This is a genomic window from Marinomonas arctica (genome assembly GCF_003259225.1).
Lineage (GTDB): Bacteria > Pseudomonadota > Gammaproteobacteria > Pseudomonadales > Marinomonadaceae > Marinomonas > Marinomonas arctica.
This window is the reverse complement of sequence record NZ_QHJF01000010.1, coordinates 187,974-205,635: the sequence shown is the minus strand read 5'-3', so window position 1 is coordinate 205,635 and position 17,662 is coordinate 187,974. Positions and strand designations below refer to the sequence as shown.

Genomic DNA, 17,662 nt, shown 5'->3' with positions numbered 1-17,662 from the left:
TTACTTTAGTAAGTGCAAACTCTTGTTTGCGTCGTTGTCCGTGTCAGTGGAGGCGTATAATACAGCCCAAAAAATTCTGTGCAACCTCTTTTTAAAAAATCTTTTAATTAATTTAACTTTTCGCACTTTACGTTTAAAAATCGCTCAAAAAACACCTAAACTGCTTATTTTTTAGCCAAAAATAAACTTGCGCGCATAAAAAAGCCCCCAATCTTTTCGATAAGAGGCTTTTTAAGCAAGCTATTTAAGCTAATTCATTAACCCAACCACTTTCTCGCGTTTTGGAACAAGCGCAACCATGGTGCTTGCTCTTGCCATTCGCTTGGATGCCAGCTGTGTTGAACCGTACGATAAACACGCTCTGGGTGAGGCATCATTATAGTCACTCGACCATCTTCAGACGTTAGACCTGTTACCCCTTGCGCAGAACCATTCGGGTTAAATGGATAACGCTCGGTTGCTTGACCGTAGTTATCAACGTAGCGCAAAGAAATCTGATTCGCCGCAGCCAGTGTTGCCATATCTTGATCGTCACGGTATTCCGTTAGACCTTCGCCATGAGCCACAACAATAGGCATGCGAGAGCCTTCCATGCCAGCCAACAAAATAGAGTTCGATTTTTGAACTTCCACTTGTACTAGACGAGCTTCGAACTGAGAAGACTGGTTACGAACAAACTTCGGCCAATGACCTGCACCTGGAATCAACTCGTATAAATTCGACAACATCTGACAACCATTACACACACCAAGCGTAAAAGTATCAGGACGATTGAAGAAGGCTTCGAATTGCTCACGAGCAACAGGGTTGAAAAGGATAGACTTCGCCCAACCTTCACCCGCACCCAATACGTCACCGTATGAGAAACCACCGCAGGCAACCAAACCACTGAACTGATCCAGTGTCGTACGACCAGACAAGATATCACTCATGTGAACATCCACTGGAATAAAGCCAGCTTTATGGAAAGCGGCAGCCATTTCGACTTGACCATTTACGCCTTGCTCACGCAAAACCGCAATCTTAGGCTTAATACCCGAGGCAATAAATGCCGCTACAATGTCTTCATTTTGATCAAAACGAACATCCGCAGACAAGCCTGGGTCTTTTGCATCCAGCAGATTATCAAATTCTTGCTGTGCCGACTCAGGGTTATCACGTAATGCTTGAATTCGATAACTGGTTTCTGACCAAACGCGTTGCCAATTAATACGAGATTCTTCAAGTACCGTTTCGCCTGCGAAACGAACGCGAATGCTATCGTCACCGGACAAGGTAGCAATAGAAGCAACAGCGACACCAACTTTTGCATAAGCAGCAACAATAGCGGCCACATCGGATTCATTCACTTGAATCACGGCACCCAACTCTTCGCTAAATAAGGCAGGCGCCACTTGAGCACGATTAGAAACCACTTCATCGAGATCAATAGTCAGACCTAAATGACTCGCGAACGACATTTCAACCAAGGTTGCAAATACACCACCGTCAGAACGGTCATGGTAAGCCAACAATTTGCCTTCCGCATTAAGCGCTTGAGTGGTATCGAAGAAACCCGCCAATGCGGCTGCGTCATCCACATCTGGGGCTTGCTGCCCTAATTTATTGTAAACCTGAGCAATAACAGAACCGCCAAGACGATTTTTACCTGCGCCCAAATCAATCAACAACAAACGCGTATCGGCTTTATTTTGCAACTCAGGAGTCAGCGTTTTGCGAACATCTGTGACGGGCGCAAAAGCAGAGATGACCAAAGAAAGCGGAGAGGTTACGGCTTTTTCTTTACCATCTTCTTTCCATACGGTCTTCATAGACATAGAGTCTTTACCAACAGGAATGGCAATATCCAATGCTGGACACAGCTCCATACCGACGGCTTTTACAGTCTGGTAAAGTTTCTCATCTTCGCCTTCATGACCGGCCGCTGCCATCCAGTTCGCAGACAACTTAATGTTGCTACGTTTAGTAATGTGCGCTGCAGCCAAGTTAGTTAGCGCTTCACCTACCGCCATGCGACCTGATGCTGGCGCATCAAGCAAAGCAATGGGTGTACGCTCGCCCATGGTCATGGCTTCGCCAGTGTAGCTTTCTAGAGAGGAGGTTGTGACTGCCACATCCGCTACTGGCACTTGCCATGGCCCCACCATTTGATCACGGGCTACCATGCCAGTAATCGAACGGTCACCAATGGTGATCAAGAAGTTTTTGCTCGCAACCGTTGGCAAACTCAATACGCGATTTGCCGCCTCAGCCAGATCCACCTCAACCGCGGCAAAATCATCACCCGCAATAATGGCTTTTTTGGCTTCACGGTGCATTTTAGGCGGCTTGCCAAATAAAACGGACATTGGCAAATCAACAGGCTTGTTAGCAAAATGCTCATCCGCCACTTGCAGATGCATCTCTTCTTTTGCTTCACCAACGATAGCGAAAGGACAACGCTCACGCTCACAAATCGCAGTAAACTCTTCAATACGATCAGGAGAAACGGCCATAACATAACGTTCTTGCGATTCGTTACACCAGATTTCCAGTGGTGACATACCTGGTTCATCATTCAGAACCTTGCGCAAATCAAAATTACCACCGCGCTCACCGTCTTTGACCAATTCAGGCAAAGCGTTAGACAAACCACCCGCACCTACATCGTGTATAAAGCTGATTGGGTTCTTGTCACCCAGCTGCCAGCAACGGTCGATCACTTCCTGACAACGGCGCTCCATTTCTGGGTTACCACGCTGCACAGAAGCAAAATCAAGGTCTTCGTTGCCATCGGCAGATGCCATGGACGATGCCGCGCCGCCGCCAAGACCGATCAACATGGCAGGGCCACCCAGTACGATTAACTTAGCCCCCACTTTGATCTCTTGTTTTTCAACGTGCTCACGACGAATGTTACCGATACCTCCCGCCAACATAATTGGTTTGTGGTAACCGCGCACTTCTTCTTGCGAAGCGCCTTGAATGGTTTGCTCGTAAGTACGGAAATACCCCAATAAGTTCGGACGGCCAAACTCGTTATTGAAGGCGGCACCACCGATAGGACCTTCGATCATTATGTCTAAAGGCGTTACGATACGAGAAGGTTTGCCGTATTGGCTTTCCCATGGCTGTTCAAAACCAGGGATTTTAAGATCCGACACAGTATAACCACTCAAACCCGCTTTTGGTTTTGCACCAATACCGGTCGCACCTTCATCACGAATCTCACCACCCGATCCCGTTGCAGCACCAGAAAAAGGCGCTATCGCGGTTGGATGGTTATGGGTTTCCACCTTCATCAAGATATCAATGTGTTCGTGGCTGAAGTCGTATTCACGGGTTTCAGCGGATGGGAAGAAGCGTCCACCAAAGTGACCTTCCATTACCGCAGCGTTGTCTTTATAAGCAGACAAGGTGCCGTGTGGATTATGTTCGTGGGTGTTCTTGATCATTTTAAACAAAGAGCGCTCTTGCTCTTCGCCATCAATGGTCCAAGACGCATTAAAAATTTTGTGACGACAATGCTCAGAGTTTGCCTGAGCAAACATCATCAACTCCACATCGATTGGATTACGACCCAACTCGATAAAAGACTCAACAAGGTAATCAATTTCGTCTTCAGCGAGGGCAAGACCCAGCGTTTGGTTTGCCTCAACCAAAGCAGCACGACCGCCACCTAGAACATCAACACTGGTCATCGGTGCTGGTTCTGCATGAGAGAACATGTCAGTTGCGTCGCTCAATGCCGGAAGCACGCTTTCTGTCATGCGGTCATGCAACATAGCAGACAACAAATCTAGCTCTTCAAGCGACAAAGGCGCTGAGCTATGAATAAAGTATTCCACGCCACGTTCAACGCGAGATACGGCCGCAAGGCCACAGTTATGAAGGATATCGGTTGCTTTCGATGACCAAGGTGAAATAGTGCCTAAACGAGGAACCACTAAAACACTTTGATCAGATGAACTGACTTGGGAGGATTTAGGACCGTAGGCCAAAGCGCGTTGAAGAACAGTTTCCTGCTCAGAAGTAAGCGTTTGATTATCAGCCAGCTCCACGAAATGGAGAAATTGCGCATCAACATCTGTAACAGACGGGATAGATGCTTGCATATTGGCTAATAACTTTGCCTTGCGAAACGCCGATAGCGCTGCGGAACCATGCAGAGTTAGCATGTTGAGTATTGCCTCACTTGGTAGTTTTGGGGAAATGGTGCGGGTATTTTAAATCAATGAGGCAAATAGAGGCTAGCAGAGTATGAAATTTCTACACCAAATGACGGAATTAATCGCCTAAATCACCTCTTTTTGCCTGTTCTCTGAGTTTCTTTTTTTGTTCACGACGATATTGAAAGAATTGAGTAAGCTGAAGAGACGCTGTTTCAGCCAACACACCAGACGCCACTGTCACTTTATGATTGAGATATGGGGCCTGAAAAAACTGTCCCTGACTTTCCACGATACCACTTTTAGGCTCCGTCGCCGCATAAACGACTCGATCAATACGGGCATGTACGATAGCCCCTGCGCACATTGAACAAGGCTCTAAGGTGACATATAAGGTCGCACCAGGAAGCCGATAATTATTCATCCGCTTACACGCATCACGAATTGCCTGAATCTCCGCGTGTGCGGTTGGGTCACAACATGAAATAGGAGAGTTATAACCTTCACCAATAATTTCACCATTAAGAACAACAATCGCCCCAACGGGAATTTCACTCTCTGATGCGGCTTTATCGGCCAATACGATGGCTCGCTCCATCCATTCTTGATCTGTCATATTTGATCTTCCTCAAGGCAACACTATTACCTTAAATACATAATTGCCTTTAATAGGCAATCCACTCTACACTCAGCACTACTGTCAAAATAAACACGCTGAAATAGAACAAGGAGATTCAGTCATGCGCACAGTGGCCGACCTGATGATTACCCATTTAATTACGTTAAGAGAAAACGATTCTTTAGCGAAAGCCAAAGCATTGATGCAAGAAAAAAACATTAGAAACATCCCCATCGTTAACGATGCGGGAGAATGTGTCGGCATGCTGACACAGCGTGAATATCTACGCCATGCCTTTCACTTAGTTAGCCAATTTGGCACTCAGCAAATGTCTAAAAAAGAACAGCAAACGCCCATTGCCAATGCCATGAACAAGGACATACTCACTGTAAGCCCTGATACAGGTTTGGATATGGCAGCCGAGTTCTTCATCGAAAACAAATATGGCTGTCTACCCGTTACTCAAGACAACAAATTGATCGGCATTCTTACGCCTGTCGACTTTGTCAAACTGGCGCATAAAATGCTGACAGAATCGGCCTAAGCAGGCATAGCCTGTTTATTAGAGTCAGAGGAAGCAGATTGCGCCTCTTTCTCTACTCTCACGTCCATCGCTTGCACACCAAAATCTGTGCTAGATAACACGTAATTAACCGACTGACCTTTTCTCAATGTTTTATGACCATCACAAGCAATCGATTTGTAATGGACAAAGACATCACTACCCTCTTCTCGTTTAATAAAACCTATCCCTTTGGCATCATTAAACCACTTAACTTTTCCTGTTAATCGCTCCATAACCATCGCCTCTTTTTTTATTTTTATTTAAAGTAAGCGCAAGGTCGAAAGTCAACATGGACCTTCGACCTCTCTGATTTACAAAGATGCAATGCTGATCTTTTGCTCTTCTAATTTACTAACCGCCAGTTGCAAATCATCACACTTAGCACGTTCTTTCTCGACCACTTCTATTGGTGCCTTAGCCACAAAGCTGTCGTTTGAAAGCTTACCTTGGATACGTTCTAGGTCTTTTGCGGCCTTATCGATTTCTTTTTGCAGGCGAGCTATTTCAGCGTCTTTATCGATCAAACCCGCCATAGGGACAAGCACTTCCATGTCACCCACCAGGGCGGTTGCTGACATCGGCGCTTCATCCCCCACATTTAGCCAAGTTACGGACTCTAGCTTTGCCAACGTTTGTAAGAAAGGACGGTTGGCATCCAAGCGTGCCTTGTCTTGATCAGAACCATTACGGAACAAAATAGCCAAGGGTTTAGAAGGAGAGATATTCATTTCACCACGAATATTACGAATACCTTCGATAACGCCCTTTAACCATTCAACATCCGCCTCGGCTTGTATGTCTATTTTTGCCTCATCGGCTGAAGGGTATTTACCCAACATCACGGTATCGCCTTCTATGCCGGCAAGTGGTGCAACACGCTGCCAAATTTCTTCGGTCAAGAATGGCATCATCGGGTGAGAAAGACGTAAAAAAGCTTCCAATACACGAACCAAAGTACGACGCGTACCCGTCAATTGCGCTGATGTCGCGTTTTCGTCCCAAAGCACTGGCTTGGACAACTCCAAATACCAATCACAGTATTCGTGCCACATAAATTCATACAATGCTTGAGAAGCTAAATCAAAACGATGTGTGTCAAAAGCACGATTAACCGCTTCTTCAGCACGCTGCAAACGAGAAATAATCCACTTATCCGCTAGAGACAATTCAACCTCTGCACCATGCTGACCGCAATCTTGATCTTCTGTATTCATCAAGACATAACGCGTTGCGTTCCAAATCTTGTTACAGAAATTGCGATACCCTTCTAGACGATTAAGATCAAATTTGATGTCTCGACCACCGGACGCCAACGAGCAAAGCGTAAAACGCAATGCATCGGTACCGTAAGCTTGAATGCCCTCTGGGTAAGTTTCGCGAGTATTCTTCTCAACTTTTTCAGCCAAACGAGGCTGCATCATGCCAGAAGTACGCTTCGCCACTAAAGACTCAATATCAATACCATTGATCAAATCCAATGGATCGATTACGTTACCTTTGGATTTAGACATTTTATCGCCACGTTCATCACGGATTAAGCCCGTAATATAGACGGTTTTGAAAGGTACTTTATTCGTAAACTTCAACGTCATCATAATCATTCTGGCTACCCAGAAGAAAATAATGTCAAAGCCCGTGACTAATACATCGGATTCACTGAATTCTTTAAAATCTTGCGTTTCTTCTGGCCAACCTTGCGTGGCAAAGGTCCAAAGAGCGGATGAGAACCATGTATCTAGCACGTCCTCATCTTGAGTCAATTTAAGCTCCGCTGCCAAACCATATTTCGCGCGAACCTCATCTTCACTCTTACCAACATAATGTTTGCCATCAGCATCGTACCAAGCAGGAATTTGATGCCCCCACCACAACTGACGAGAAATACACCAATCCTGAAGGTCGCGCATCCAAGCAAAATAGGTGTTTTCCCATTGCTTAGGCACAAATTGAATGTCACCATTTTCAACAGCTTCAATTGCTGGTTTAGCCAATGACTCGACCGCCACATACCACTGCTGCGTTAAATAAGGCTCAATCACCGTATTACCACGCTCACCGCGTGGCACTTTTAGCTTGTGATCAACGACTTTTTCAAGCAAGCCAAGCGCATCAAAATCCGCAACCACGGCTTTACGTGCATCGAAACGATCCATGCCACGGTATTTTTCTGGCGCGGTGTCATTGATAGCCGCGTCGTCAGTCAAAATATTGATCAATGGCATGTCGTGGCGTTTGCCGACTTCATAGTCATTAAAATCGTGGGCTGGAGTGATTTTCACACAACCCGTACCAAATTCTTTATCCACATATTCGTCTGCAACGATTGGAATGCGACGACCAACCAATGGCAATTCAACAAACTTACCAACGATATCCGTAAAGCGCTCATCATCTGGTGCCACAGCCACGGCAGCATCACCAAACATAGTTTCAGGACGCGTTGTCGCCACAACAATGTAATCTTTCCCGTCGGCCGTTTTCACGCCGTCCGCCAATGGGTAGCGGAAATACCACATGAAGCCATTTTCTTCTTCAGAAACCACTTCAAGATCAGAGATGGCCGTGTGCAAAACCGGATCCCAGTTTACTAGGCGCTGACCACGATAAATAATGCCTTCATCAAATAAACGCACAAATACTTCCTGAACCGCCGCAGACATGCCTGGGTCCATTGTGAAGCGTTCTTTTTCCCAAGCAACTGAGTCACCTAAAACACGCATTTGATCTGAAATCGTACCGCCAGATTGCGCTTTCCATTCCCACACTTTTTCAAGGAATTTCTCACGCCCCAAATCATGACGGGTAATGTTTTGAGCGGCTAACTGACGCTCAACCACCATTTGGGTGGCAATACCGGCGTGATCAGAACCTGGCTGCCACAATGTGCGACTGCCTTTCATACGTTCACGACGAATCATTGCATCCATCAAGGTATGCTGAAAAGCATGCCCCATGTGCAAACTACCAGTGACGTTCGGCGGAGGTATCATGATAGAGAATGGAGAACCGTTGCCTTGAGGGGAAAAATATCCGCCCTCTTCCCAACGTTGATAAATAGGCTGTTCAATACTTTGAGGTTGGTAGGTCTTTTCCATTATGATGTCTTAAGGCTCTTATGTAGCAATCAATTGTAAGTTGAAGAATTATAACGTGTCATAACCAGATAAAGAATAACACGTGGAGAATTAAGCCGTCTGCCGACGCGTTACACGACTGTTGTTTTGCATTACTCTTTTTTTGTTTCAGCTGCGTCCTGCAATGCCTGCATCACTTCCGATACTAACTCAGGCAAACGCCGCTCGAGCACGCTAGCAATGGTTTTAGCGATTAACGCTTGTGATAACGGCGATTCATCTACGATATCGTTGAGCGTAAGCACATCATCCATAGCATCATCATGCGTGCCCTCTGCAGAATTGCTAGAAAAGTCACGCTCTTCAGGCAAGTCTTTCTCAGACTGCATACCATACTCTTCAGGCTCATCAAGTGGTTGCGCTGAATGTACTGACTTGTCCGAAGACACAGGCACGGTTTCTGCAACAATGTCCATCAGAATAGGAATGTCATCTTGATTGCGCAAAGCAGATATCAAGGTTTCTTCATCTGGCTCAAAAACACCGTCATCATATTGAGTGGCTAAATCTGACATAGGAAAAACCAATATTAAGAAAGCAAAATACAACGGCCAAGCAAACAAGACCACTTAACCCATCATTTATAACCCTCAACTTTCGCACTGAAAAACACAAAAGTCTACCCCATCGGATAAAAGCCAGTCATCAATATCGCTGGGATAAAAATAACACTTCAATCCAATTCATCTTCCTCTGCACTAGAACGCAGCGTAACCATTGCCATAAAAAAAAGCAGGGACAAATAATTGTACCTGCTTTTGTACGTCACTGTTTTTAAAATGACGGTAGAAGCTTAGGCTTTCGCTAGCAAATAACGGGTTAACAACGCAACTGGGCGACCACTTGCCCCTTTAGCTGCCCCACCCGTCCACGCAGTACCTGCAATGTCCAAATGCGCCCAAGGATAAGACCCTGTAAAACGAGACAAGAAACACGCCGCCGTAACAGAACCAGCTTCCGGTCCACCAATGTTGGCAATGTCTGCAAAGTTGCTATCAAGCTGTTGTTGATACTCTTCATCTAACGGCATTTGCCAAATTTTATCCGCGGCAACATGACTGGCTGTCTTCAATTCAACCGCCAAATCATCATTGTTCGCGTACATGCCTGAATTCACACTGCCTAAAGCCACTACACAAGCGCCCGTAAGCGTCGCAATATCAACCACGGACTTCGGCTTGAAGCGCTCAATGTAAGTCAAGGCATCACACAGCACCAAACGGCCTTCAGCGTCGGTATTCAAAATTTCTACCGTTTGGCCAGACATGGTTTTCAGGATATCGCCCGGCTTAGTCGCACGGCCACTAGGCATATTTTCCGCCGCCGCAATCACCGCTGTAAAATTCAGCTTTGGTTTTAACTCACAAATCGCTTTCATCGTGCCGAAAACGCTTGCTGCGCCGCACATGTCGTATTTCATCTCATCCATTTTTGGACCAGGCTTCAAGGAAATACCGCCGGTATCAAAAGTAATACCTTTCCCTAGAAGAACATGAGGTGCTTCGTCTTCTGCGCCACCACGATAGTTCATCACGATCAAATAACTTGGCTGATCACTGCCATGTCCTACGGACAACAGGCAATGCATGCCTAACTCATCCATTTTGCTTTCGTCTAGCAACTCAACGCCAATATTGTACTCTTCACCTAGCTGCTGCGCTTTAGACGCTAAGTAACTTGGCGTACAAACGTTACCAGGCAGGTTGCCAAGCTGACGAGCAAAAGCCGACCCTTTCGCCGTCGCCGCACCAATAGCCAAAGCGGCTTCATCGCTCCCTTCTAACAATAGCGACTCAACTTTTGTTGCTTTCTCAGCATCATCTTTCTTAAAGCCAAGGAAGTTGTAAAAACCTTCGTTTAACCACTGGGCAACCAGGGTCAACACATCAGATTGAGAGCGATTTTTTAAGACAAGGCCGGCACTGGCAACGGCAACCGATGCGAATGGCAAACCTTTAATTTGTGCTGCTACTGCCGCCACCACTTTACGAGCCTGCATATCGCTCAGCTGAGCGTCTTTGCCAATCCCCACTAATAGCACAGCTTGCGCGAAGTCTTGTGACACACCAGGTAACAATAGCGTTTGCGCTACACCACCTTTAAAGACACCCGTTTCGCGTAATTGTGAAATTTGCCCATTGGCATTCTCATCAACCCAAGCGGTTGACTCAGGAAAGTCACCCTCACTTGGAACAAATGTAACAAGCAAATCTGCTTGTACGGTAGATAAGCGATCAAATAACGCCATATTCATGAAAAAAACCTCAATAAAATAACTTTAAGACGGTGGTGCAAGACGAAAATTGAACAAATTGCGATAAAAACGCCGCTTAATCTGCGTTAATACCCTATTTTTCAGACTATCATCATTCTTCTATTTAAGAACAGCGTCGTCATGCAAAGGCCTCACTTTAAAAAAAACTGGATAATAACCTTCTTACCACGAGATAATGGGGGCTTTAGATATGTAATCAACTCTACGCTTGATAAAGCAGAATCCATCCAGAGGTGACTTTGAGACTATTCAGATACTTAGCGAAAGAAGTGCTTGTGTCAACCGTTGGCGTGACGCTTATTTTATTGCTCGTTATTTTAAGTGGGCGAATTTCAAGCTACCTTGGACGTATCGCCGAAGGAAAAATGACCTTTGAATTTCTCTTCGTCATTCTTGGCTATCACATTCCCAGCTTTGTTCAGATGATCTTACCCCTTGCGTTTTTCCTATCTTTGTTACTGGCATTCGGACGCCTGTACATAGAAAATGAAATGTCCGTATTATTTTCTAGCGGCATTAGCAAAGTCAAATTGGCTAGCTACACACTTGGCATTGCCTGCTTAGTCGGAACCGTTAGCGCCACCATTAACTTTTGGATAGCCCCTTTAAGTGAATACCGTGCTGCAGAAGCCTCCGAGGCCCAGAACCAATTGTCTGCTTTCGATTTTTTAATACCTGGCCGCTTTGAAGGTAGCGGACAACGGACGACTTATTTAGACAGCTTTACGCCTAATGAAGGCTGGATGAAACAAATCTTCATTTCAGACGTGGTTCGCAAAAAAGACCAAAATATCCCCACACAAACGCTAGCCGCTTATGCAGAGCAAATACGCATTAGCTCGGAAGGTAACAGAAACTATCTTGTGTTCAAAGATGGCACCCGATACGAAGGCAAACCCGGTACGGCTAGTTATCGCATCACCTACTTCGATACCTACGCCATTCGCATGGAAAACCAAGGCAGTAGTGTCATTGATGCTCCTTATACGCAAAGCACCCTAACACTCATAGACAGTGAAAAATTGGCAGACAAAGTCGAATTACAATGGCGTATTTCATTGGTTGTGATGATCCCTATTCTTGCCATCATTGGGCTTTCGTTAAGCCAAGTAAACCCAAGACAAGGGCGTTTTTTCAAGATGCTACCCGCCATTCTTTTAATGATTTTTTATATCGCCCTTCTCATTTGGGGACGCACGGCACTAGAAAAAGGCAAACTCCCCATTCAGCTTGGACTGTGGTGGATACATGGCCTATTCATACTCGTCGCAGCACTGCTTTTCGCACAATACAACCAAATCTTTGAACGTCGCAAAGCCAGACTTCCTAACCTAGCAAATGCACACGAGTAATCGATATGAATAGAATAGATAGATACATTGGCAACAGCGTTTTATGGAGCTTCTTAATTGTCGCCGTTGTTCTGCTTGGATTGGATTTTGCCCTAACCTTCATCGAGCAAATTAAAAAAGTAAACGACAACTACACACTGCAATCCTTACTGCAAGTCATCCTGTATCGCTTACCCGGTAAGCTAGCAGAATACATTCCAATTGCCTCATTGATTGGTACATTAATGGGATTAGGCACTCTTGCAGCAACCTCTGAGTTGACTGTCATGCGAGCAGCCGGTATGCCCATTTGGCGCATTGGTTTTGCAGCCTGCCAACCCATACTAGTCGTTTCCTTATTGGGCATGGGGATTTCAGAATTTGTTGCACCAAAGGCAGAACAAAAAGCCAATTTAATTGAAAAATTCAAAGACCAAGAAACCGGTGCATTCTCACTCAGCGGCGGCGTGTGGCTAAAAGCCGACAATAACTTCGTCTATATCGATGCGGCTGATGACACTGGAACACTGTACGGGATAGAGATTTTCGCCCCCAATCAACAACAAGGACTACAGCAACTAGCTTTCACCAAAAGCGCTACCACCGCAAAACACCTACAAGGATCAACGTGGCAACTTAATGACGTGACAGAAACCTTTTTCTTTCCCGATCGCATTGAAACCAAAAGCACCCCACATGCGGAGTGGAACGTGAGCATCACGCCAGAAAATTTATTTCTGGCATCGCAAGACCCAGAAACACTGTCCCTTAGCCAACTATTGAATTATCAAATTTACTTACGTCAAGAAAAACTCGATGCGTCTCAATACGAACTGGAATTTTGGATTACCGCCTTACGCCCTGTCGCTTCTTTGGCTCTAGTACTCGTAGCACTTTCCAGTGTCTTTGGCCCCCTTCGATCCTCCACAATGGGCGGACGGATTTTTTCTGGCGTCCTCATAGGTTTAGCCTTCCAAAATGCATTGAACTTATTTGGAAGAATGAGCGTGGCGGTAAGCTTTCCGCCCATTATAGGTGTCAGCATACCGATTATTATCTGTTTATTAGCTGGCATCATACTCGTGAGACGCAGAGGCTAACCCTACGTCTCAACGCAACATCAAGAGGCAATAAAGCGTGCAATTCTCGCGAGCGCCTCTTGCAACCTAGTCTCGTCACACGTGTAAGCAAACCGAACATATTTATGAGCGTCTTTGATACCAAAGTCAGCCCCTGGAGTGAGTGCCACCTTTTCTGTTTCCAACAAGGCCAAACACCAAGCCATCGCATCTTGCGTTACCCCAGACACATCAACGTAAACATAGAACGCCCCATGAGCTGGCGCGACAACAGGCAGCCCTATTACCTCTAATCCGGCAAGCAAAACGAGACGTCTCGCGTTTAATGTTTGGCGACGCGCTTCGCACTCAGCCAACACGTCGGGCTCAAATGCACGAACCGCTGCATACTGAGACACACTTGGCGCGGCAATAAATAGGTTTTGCGCTAACTTTGTCGCCCCCTCAATCGCCCAGTCAGGCACAACTAACCATCCAAGCCGCCACCCTGTCATGGCAAAATATTTTGAGAAACTGTTCACAACAAAAATATCGTCTGAAATAGACAAGGCCGAAAAGTCATCGCCCTCATAAACCAAACCCTGATAGATTTCATCGACCAACAAATGCCCACCAAGCCCATTCACTTTTTCCCACGCTTTCGCGATATAAGATTGGTTCAGTACCGCACCCGTCGGATTAGATGGCGAAGCAAGCCAAAGTCCAGAAGTGCTCTCACCCCAATGATGCTCTAACGTATTTAAATCCATTTCAAAACCATTCTCGGGCAAGGTTTCAACCAACTTGGCTTTTGCACCAGACTGAATCAAAAAGTGGCGATTGCATGGATAACATGGGTCTGGCATCAGCACCTCTTCACCAGCATTCACCATCAGCGAGGCCATCAACAATAAAGCACAAGACGCTCCTGGCGTGACAATAATTCGTTCTGGCGCGACGTTCACCTGATAACGGCTACTATAATAGCCACTAATTGCGCACTTAAGCTCTGGCAACCCCGTCGCTGACGTATAACCCGTCTTACCTTGCTGAATCGCCGCGATACCGGCATCGGCAACGGCTTCTACGGCAACAAAATCAGGCTCACCAATCTCAAGATGAATCACATCCTCGCCTTGCGATTGCAACTGTTTCGCTCTCGCCAATACCGCCATTACCTGAAAGGGTGCAATTTGTTCCACCCTTGCTGCTAACTTATGCCTTTCCATCCAGCTTTCTCTACCTTTCTCTACCTGTTTCAAAAATATCGCGACATTTTACGCAAAAAATGTGGTTAACGAGCACATTATCTGGTAAGTTTCCGCCCGAAAATAAATCACCTAATTTTATTGGTTACAGGCTACCACAATGGAAACCTGCGAAGTGAGGCAATGCGTATGCCAAATATGAACCCTGAGTCATTAATGAAAGACTTCACTCCTTATGTTGCTAAGGATGGCGAAGAATACATGAACGAGAACCAGTTGGCGCACTTTAAAAGCATCCTACTCAACTGGAAACAAAATCTTATGGAAGAGGTTGATCGTACTGTTCACCATCTGAAAGAAGAAGCTGTGAATTATGCCGATCCAAACGATCGAGCTAGCCAAGAGGAAGAGTTTAGCCTAGAACTTCGCGCGCGTGATCGTGAACGTAAACTGGTTAAAAAGATCTCTCAGACCATCGAGTTAATTGACAACGACGATTATGGCTACTGTGAAGAGTGCGGTATAGAAATCGGCATTCGTCGCTTAGAAGCTCGTCCTACTGCCACTATGTGTATTGACTGCAAAACACTAGCGGAAATTAAAGAGAGACAAATCGGCGGCTAACGCTAAGTACTTTAAAACAGTGCCTAATTACGCCAATCCCGTTATGCCTCTCTACCGTGGCCGTTTTGCGCCTTCGCCAACCGGCCCACTCCATTTTGGCTCGCTAGTCAGCGCATTAGCGAGCTATTTGGATGCCAAAAAAAACCATGGTTCTTGGGTTATTCGCCTTGAAGACGTAGATGGCACACGCTGTAAGACAGAATTTGCCGAACAGATCGTAACCACCCTTCACAGCTATCAGCTTTTTTCTGATGAAAACATTCGAATACAAAGCCAGCATAGCGACATATACGAACACTATTTGTCATTATTAAAACAGCATGGACATGTCTTTCCATGTAATTGCACGAGACAATCTCTCGCTCAAAATGATGGCAACCACCCATTGGAATGCAACAGTAGCATCAAAAAACCACACTCTTGGCGACTAAAAGCCAGCTCAACCGTTTATCAATGCCAAGATCGCATTCAAGATACTCTGATTTTTACTGACGACCTAAAAAACAGCCCAGTACTCAAACGAAAAGATGGTTTCTTCTCCTATCAGCTGGCTGTCGTGGTTGACGATCACCTACAAAACATTACTCACCTCGTCAGAGGTGCAGATTTAATTGAAACCACCGCCCAGCAACTTCATCTTTATCACCTCTTTGGCTGGACACCACCCAGTATTTGTCATATCCCTCTCATCACCAATCGTATTGGCGATAAAATCAGCAAACAAAATCATGCAAAACCCATTGAAAATAGCCACTTACCGACTCTGCTACGCGCCCTTCATTACCTTAAAATTGACCTAAACGCCCCTACCACCATCGCTGAAGCCCTTTCACAGTCAGTAGAAGCGTGGGATCCGGATAAACTAAAAGCGCTCAAGGATCTGCCACTGGAAGAGCAAGACCTGTATTTCATCTAAGTCGCCACCAACACCGCACATCCAATTAAAAAAGCCATACTCTCGACCCACAAAACCGTATGTGTATAATCGTTACATCAGTTACAAGAGGTGACACTTAATGCACAGCATCATGATTATTTGCCCTGATCATTCACCACTCAAAGAGTCTGAAAAGTGGCTATCTCGCTATGGCTTCCAAGTAAATATCAGTCAATCCTTAGAGCAGGCCAACAAATATTATGAACTGACAGAATTTAACCTTCTGCTAATAGATCAAGAAGCCATTCAACACCTTAACAACAATCATACAGAACTGCCTAACCAACCTCGCCGCATTGTTCTTGACGCTAAAGCCAGCCTCAGCACAGGGGTTAACAGCATGGCACAAGGAGCGGTTTTTTATCTGCCACTGCCAACCGACTCTGAAACCCTGCTCAAACACGTCGTCAATGTGCTGGAGCAGAATGAGGCACAAGAGGCAACATCATCACCAACAACGCTCAGCAAGCAGACAACAAAAGAGGAGGCGTTGACGCTAGGCACACCTGGCAGCGGCATTATTGGCCAGTCCCCATTAATGCAGGACTTGTTTAGTGACATGCGTAAAATTGCTGGCACCGATGTGACTGTATTGATTCGCGGGGAGTCTGGAACAGGTAAAGAACTGGTCGCCAAAGCGCTGCACAATCTCAGCCGCCGCCACAACCACCCCATCATTAGCGTAAACTGTGCTGCCATTCCAGAAAACCTAATAGAATCAGAGCTTTTTGGTCATGAAAAAGGCGCGTTCACGGGCGCAAACTCATCCCATGATGGTTTAATTTACGCCGCTGATAAGGGCACACTCTTTCTCGATGAAATCGGCGAATTACCTCTTGAAGCCCAAGCAAGACTGTTGCGCGTTCTTCAGGAGGGTGAAATTCGTAAAGTCGGCGCGACACAATCAACTAAGGTCAATATTCGATTAATTACCGCGACACACAGAGATTTAATCGCGATGGTTAAACAAGGACTTTTCCGGGAAGACTTGTACTATCGTCTATACGTTATGGAACTATTGCTACCGCCGCTAAGAGATCGAGGCGACGACATTTCCATGCTGGCTCAAATTCTCCTTGAGAAAGCCTGCCAGAAGCACAACAAGCCAATTTATAACTACAACCGAACATTCGATAAAGCCATCCGTGCGCACAACTGGCCGGGCAACGTACGAGAACTCGAAAACGCCATAGAAAGGGCCGTCATCCTTAGCCCACCAGAACGAGTCGAAGCCGCCAACTTAAAACTCGCCAATCAACAAAATACTAGCCGTAGCACACCATTGGCAGCAGACATTACCGATTTACCCAGAGGGACCACATTAGATGATTACTTCAAGCATTTTGTACTAACGCACCAACACAAATTGACAGAAACCGAACTTGCACAGTCTTTGGGCATATCAAGAAAAAGCCTATGGGAAAGACGACAAAAATTAGCAATACCCAAAAAGGTAACAACCTAAAAGTAACAACTGATACCAAAATACCCAAAAAATAATCAAAAAATTGTAAAGAAAATGAACAAAAATACGCTAAAACTCAATAAAATCAGCACTTTATTATTTTTGGCACAACAAATGCCTTATATATGACACAACGATAAGAAGATTGACCAAGAATAAAAATAAGTTAATCGTCGTATGTAGGTTCTTAAAAATAAAAATAACATCTAAGAACACCGTGACCTCTTCAAATAAAAATAAAAATTTGAGGTCATGGATGGAAAATCGCTTTGGATAATTGATTTTTTTAGATATACAA

13 protein-coding genes are annotated in these 17,662 nt (G+C 45.4%); 6 read left to right on the top strand and 7 right to left on the bottom strand.

Annotated features, from left to right (window positions below; genetic code table 11):
• Positions 1–257 precede the first annotated feature (257 nt).
• Both purL and tadA read right to left on the bottom strand, forming a co-directional pair.
• Positions 258–4,157: a phosphoribosylformylglycinamidine synthase gene (gene purL / locus DK187_RS08090; protein WP_111606835.1), complete on the bottom strand. Its 3,900-nt coding sequence runs from the start codon at positions 4,155–4,157 to the stop codon at positions 258–260.
• A 109-nt stretch (positions 4,158–4,266) separates the two neighbouring features.
• Positions 4,267–4,764, bottom strand: coding sequence for a tRNA adenosine(34) deaminase TadA (gene tadA, locus DK187_RS08085; RefSeq protein WP_111606834.1), 498 nt, complete (start codon positions 4,762–4,764; stop codon positions 4,267–4,269).
• A gap of 124 nt (positions 4,765–4,888) precedes the next feature.
• Here tadA and DK187_RS08080 point away from each other — a divergent pair, with 124 nt between their 5' ends.
• Positions 4,889–5,311 (top strand): CBS domain-containing protein, encoded by a 423-nt coding sequence (locus DK187_RS08080; protein WP_111606833.1) that lies wholly within the window; start codon positions 4,889–4,891, stop codon positions 5,309–5,311.
• Here DK187_RS08080 and DK187_RS08075 read toward each other — a convergent pair.
• The 4 genes from DK187_RS08075 to DK187_RS08060 all read right to left on the bottom strand — a co-directional run bounded on the left by DK187_RS08075 (position 5,308) and on the right by DK187_RS08060 (position 10,720).
• The gene (locus tag DK187_RS08075) at positions 5,308–5,565 is read right to left on the bottom strand and encodes a cold-shock protein (RefSeq protein WP_111606832.1); all 258 of its coding nucleotides are present in this window, start codon (positions 5,563–5,565) and stop codon (positions 5,308–5,310) included. The genes DK187_RS08080 and DK187_RS08075 overlap by 4 nt on opposite strands.
• A 78-nt stretch (positions 5,566–5,643) precedes the next feature.
• Positions 5,644–8,427, bottom strand: a complete 2,784-nt coding sequence (locus DK187_RS08070; protein ID WP_111606831.1) for a valine--tRNA ligase — start codon at positions 8,425–8,427, stop codon at positions 5,644–5,646.
• Positions 8,428–8,558: 131 nt separating this feature from the next.
• Positions 8,559–8,981, bottom strand: a complete 423-nt coding sequence (locus DK187_RS08065; RefSeq protein WP_162623484.1) for a hypothetical protein — start codon at positions 8,979–8,981, stop codon at positions 8,559–8,561.
• Between the two features lie 278 nt (positions 8,982–9,259).
• Complete coding sequence (locus DK187_RS08060; protein ID WP_111606829.1) at positions 9,260–10,720, bottom strand: leucyl aminopeptidase; 1,461 nt, start codon at positions 10,718–10,720, stop codon at positions 9,260–9,262.
• Positions 10,721–10,974: 254 nt separating this feature from the next.
• On the opposite strand from DK187_RS08060, the gene lptF reads away from it, so the two are divergent.
• Both lptF and lptG read left to right on the top strand, forming a co-directional pair.
• Positions 10,975–12,093, top strand: coding sequence for an LPS export ABC transporter permease LptF (gene lptF, locus DK187_RS08055; RefSeq protein ID WP_111606828.1), 1,119 nt, complete (start codon positions 10,975–10,977; stop codon positions 12,091–12,093).
• A 5-nt stretch (positions 12,094–12,098) separates the two neighbouring features.
• Positions 12,099–13,172: an LPS export ABC transporter permease LptG gene (gene lptG / locus DK187_RS08050; protein WP_111606827.1), complete on the top strand. Its 1,074-nt coding sequence runs from the start codon at positions 12,099–12,101 to the stop codon at positions 13,170–13,172.
• A 20-nt stretch (positions 13,173–13,192) separates the two neighbouring features.
• Here lptG and DK187_RS08045 read toward each other — a convergent pair whose 3' ends face one another.
• A complete protein-coding gene (locus tag DK187_RS08045; RefSeq protein WP_111606826.1) occupies positions 13,193–14,359 on the bottom strand; it encodes an aminotransferase class I/II-fold pyridoxal phosphate-dependent enzyme in 1,167 nt (388 codons plus the stop codon).
• 168 nt (positions 14,360–14,527) lie between these two features.
• On the opposite strand from DK187_RS08045, the gene dksA reads away from it, so the two are divergent.
• The 3 genes from dksA to DK187_RS08030 all read left to right on the top strand — a co-directional run bounded on the left by dksA (position 14,528) and on the right by DK187_RS08030 (position 17,364).
• A complete protein-coding gene (gene dksA / locus DK187_RS08040) occupies positions 14,528–14,962 on the top strand; it encodes an RNA polymerase-binding protein DksA (RefSeq protein ID WP_111606847.1) in 435 nt (144 codons plus the stop codon).
• Between the two features lie 19 nt (positions 14,963–14,981).
• Positions 14,982–15,878 (top strand): tRNA glutamyl-Q(34) synthetase GluQRS, encoded by an 897-nt coding sequence (gene gluQRS / locus DK187_RS08035; RefSeq protein ID WP_111606825.1) that lies wholly within the window; start codon positions 14,982–14,984, stop codon positions 15,876–15,878.
• A gap of 100 nt (positions 15,879–15,978) precedes the next feature.
• Positions 15,979–17,364 (top strand): sigma-54-dependent transcriptional regulator, encoded by a 1,386-nt coding sequence (locus DK187_RS08030; protein WP_111606824.1) that lies wholly within the window; start codon positions 15,979–15,981, stop codon positions 17,362–17,364.
• The last annotated feature ends 298 nt before the right edge of the window (positions 17,365–17,662 follow it).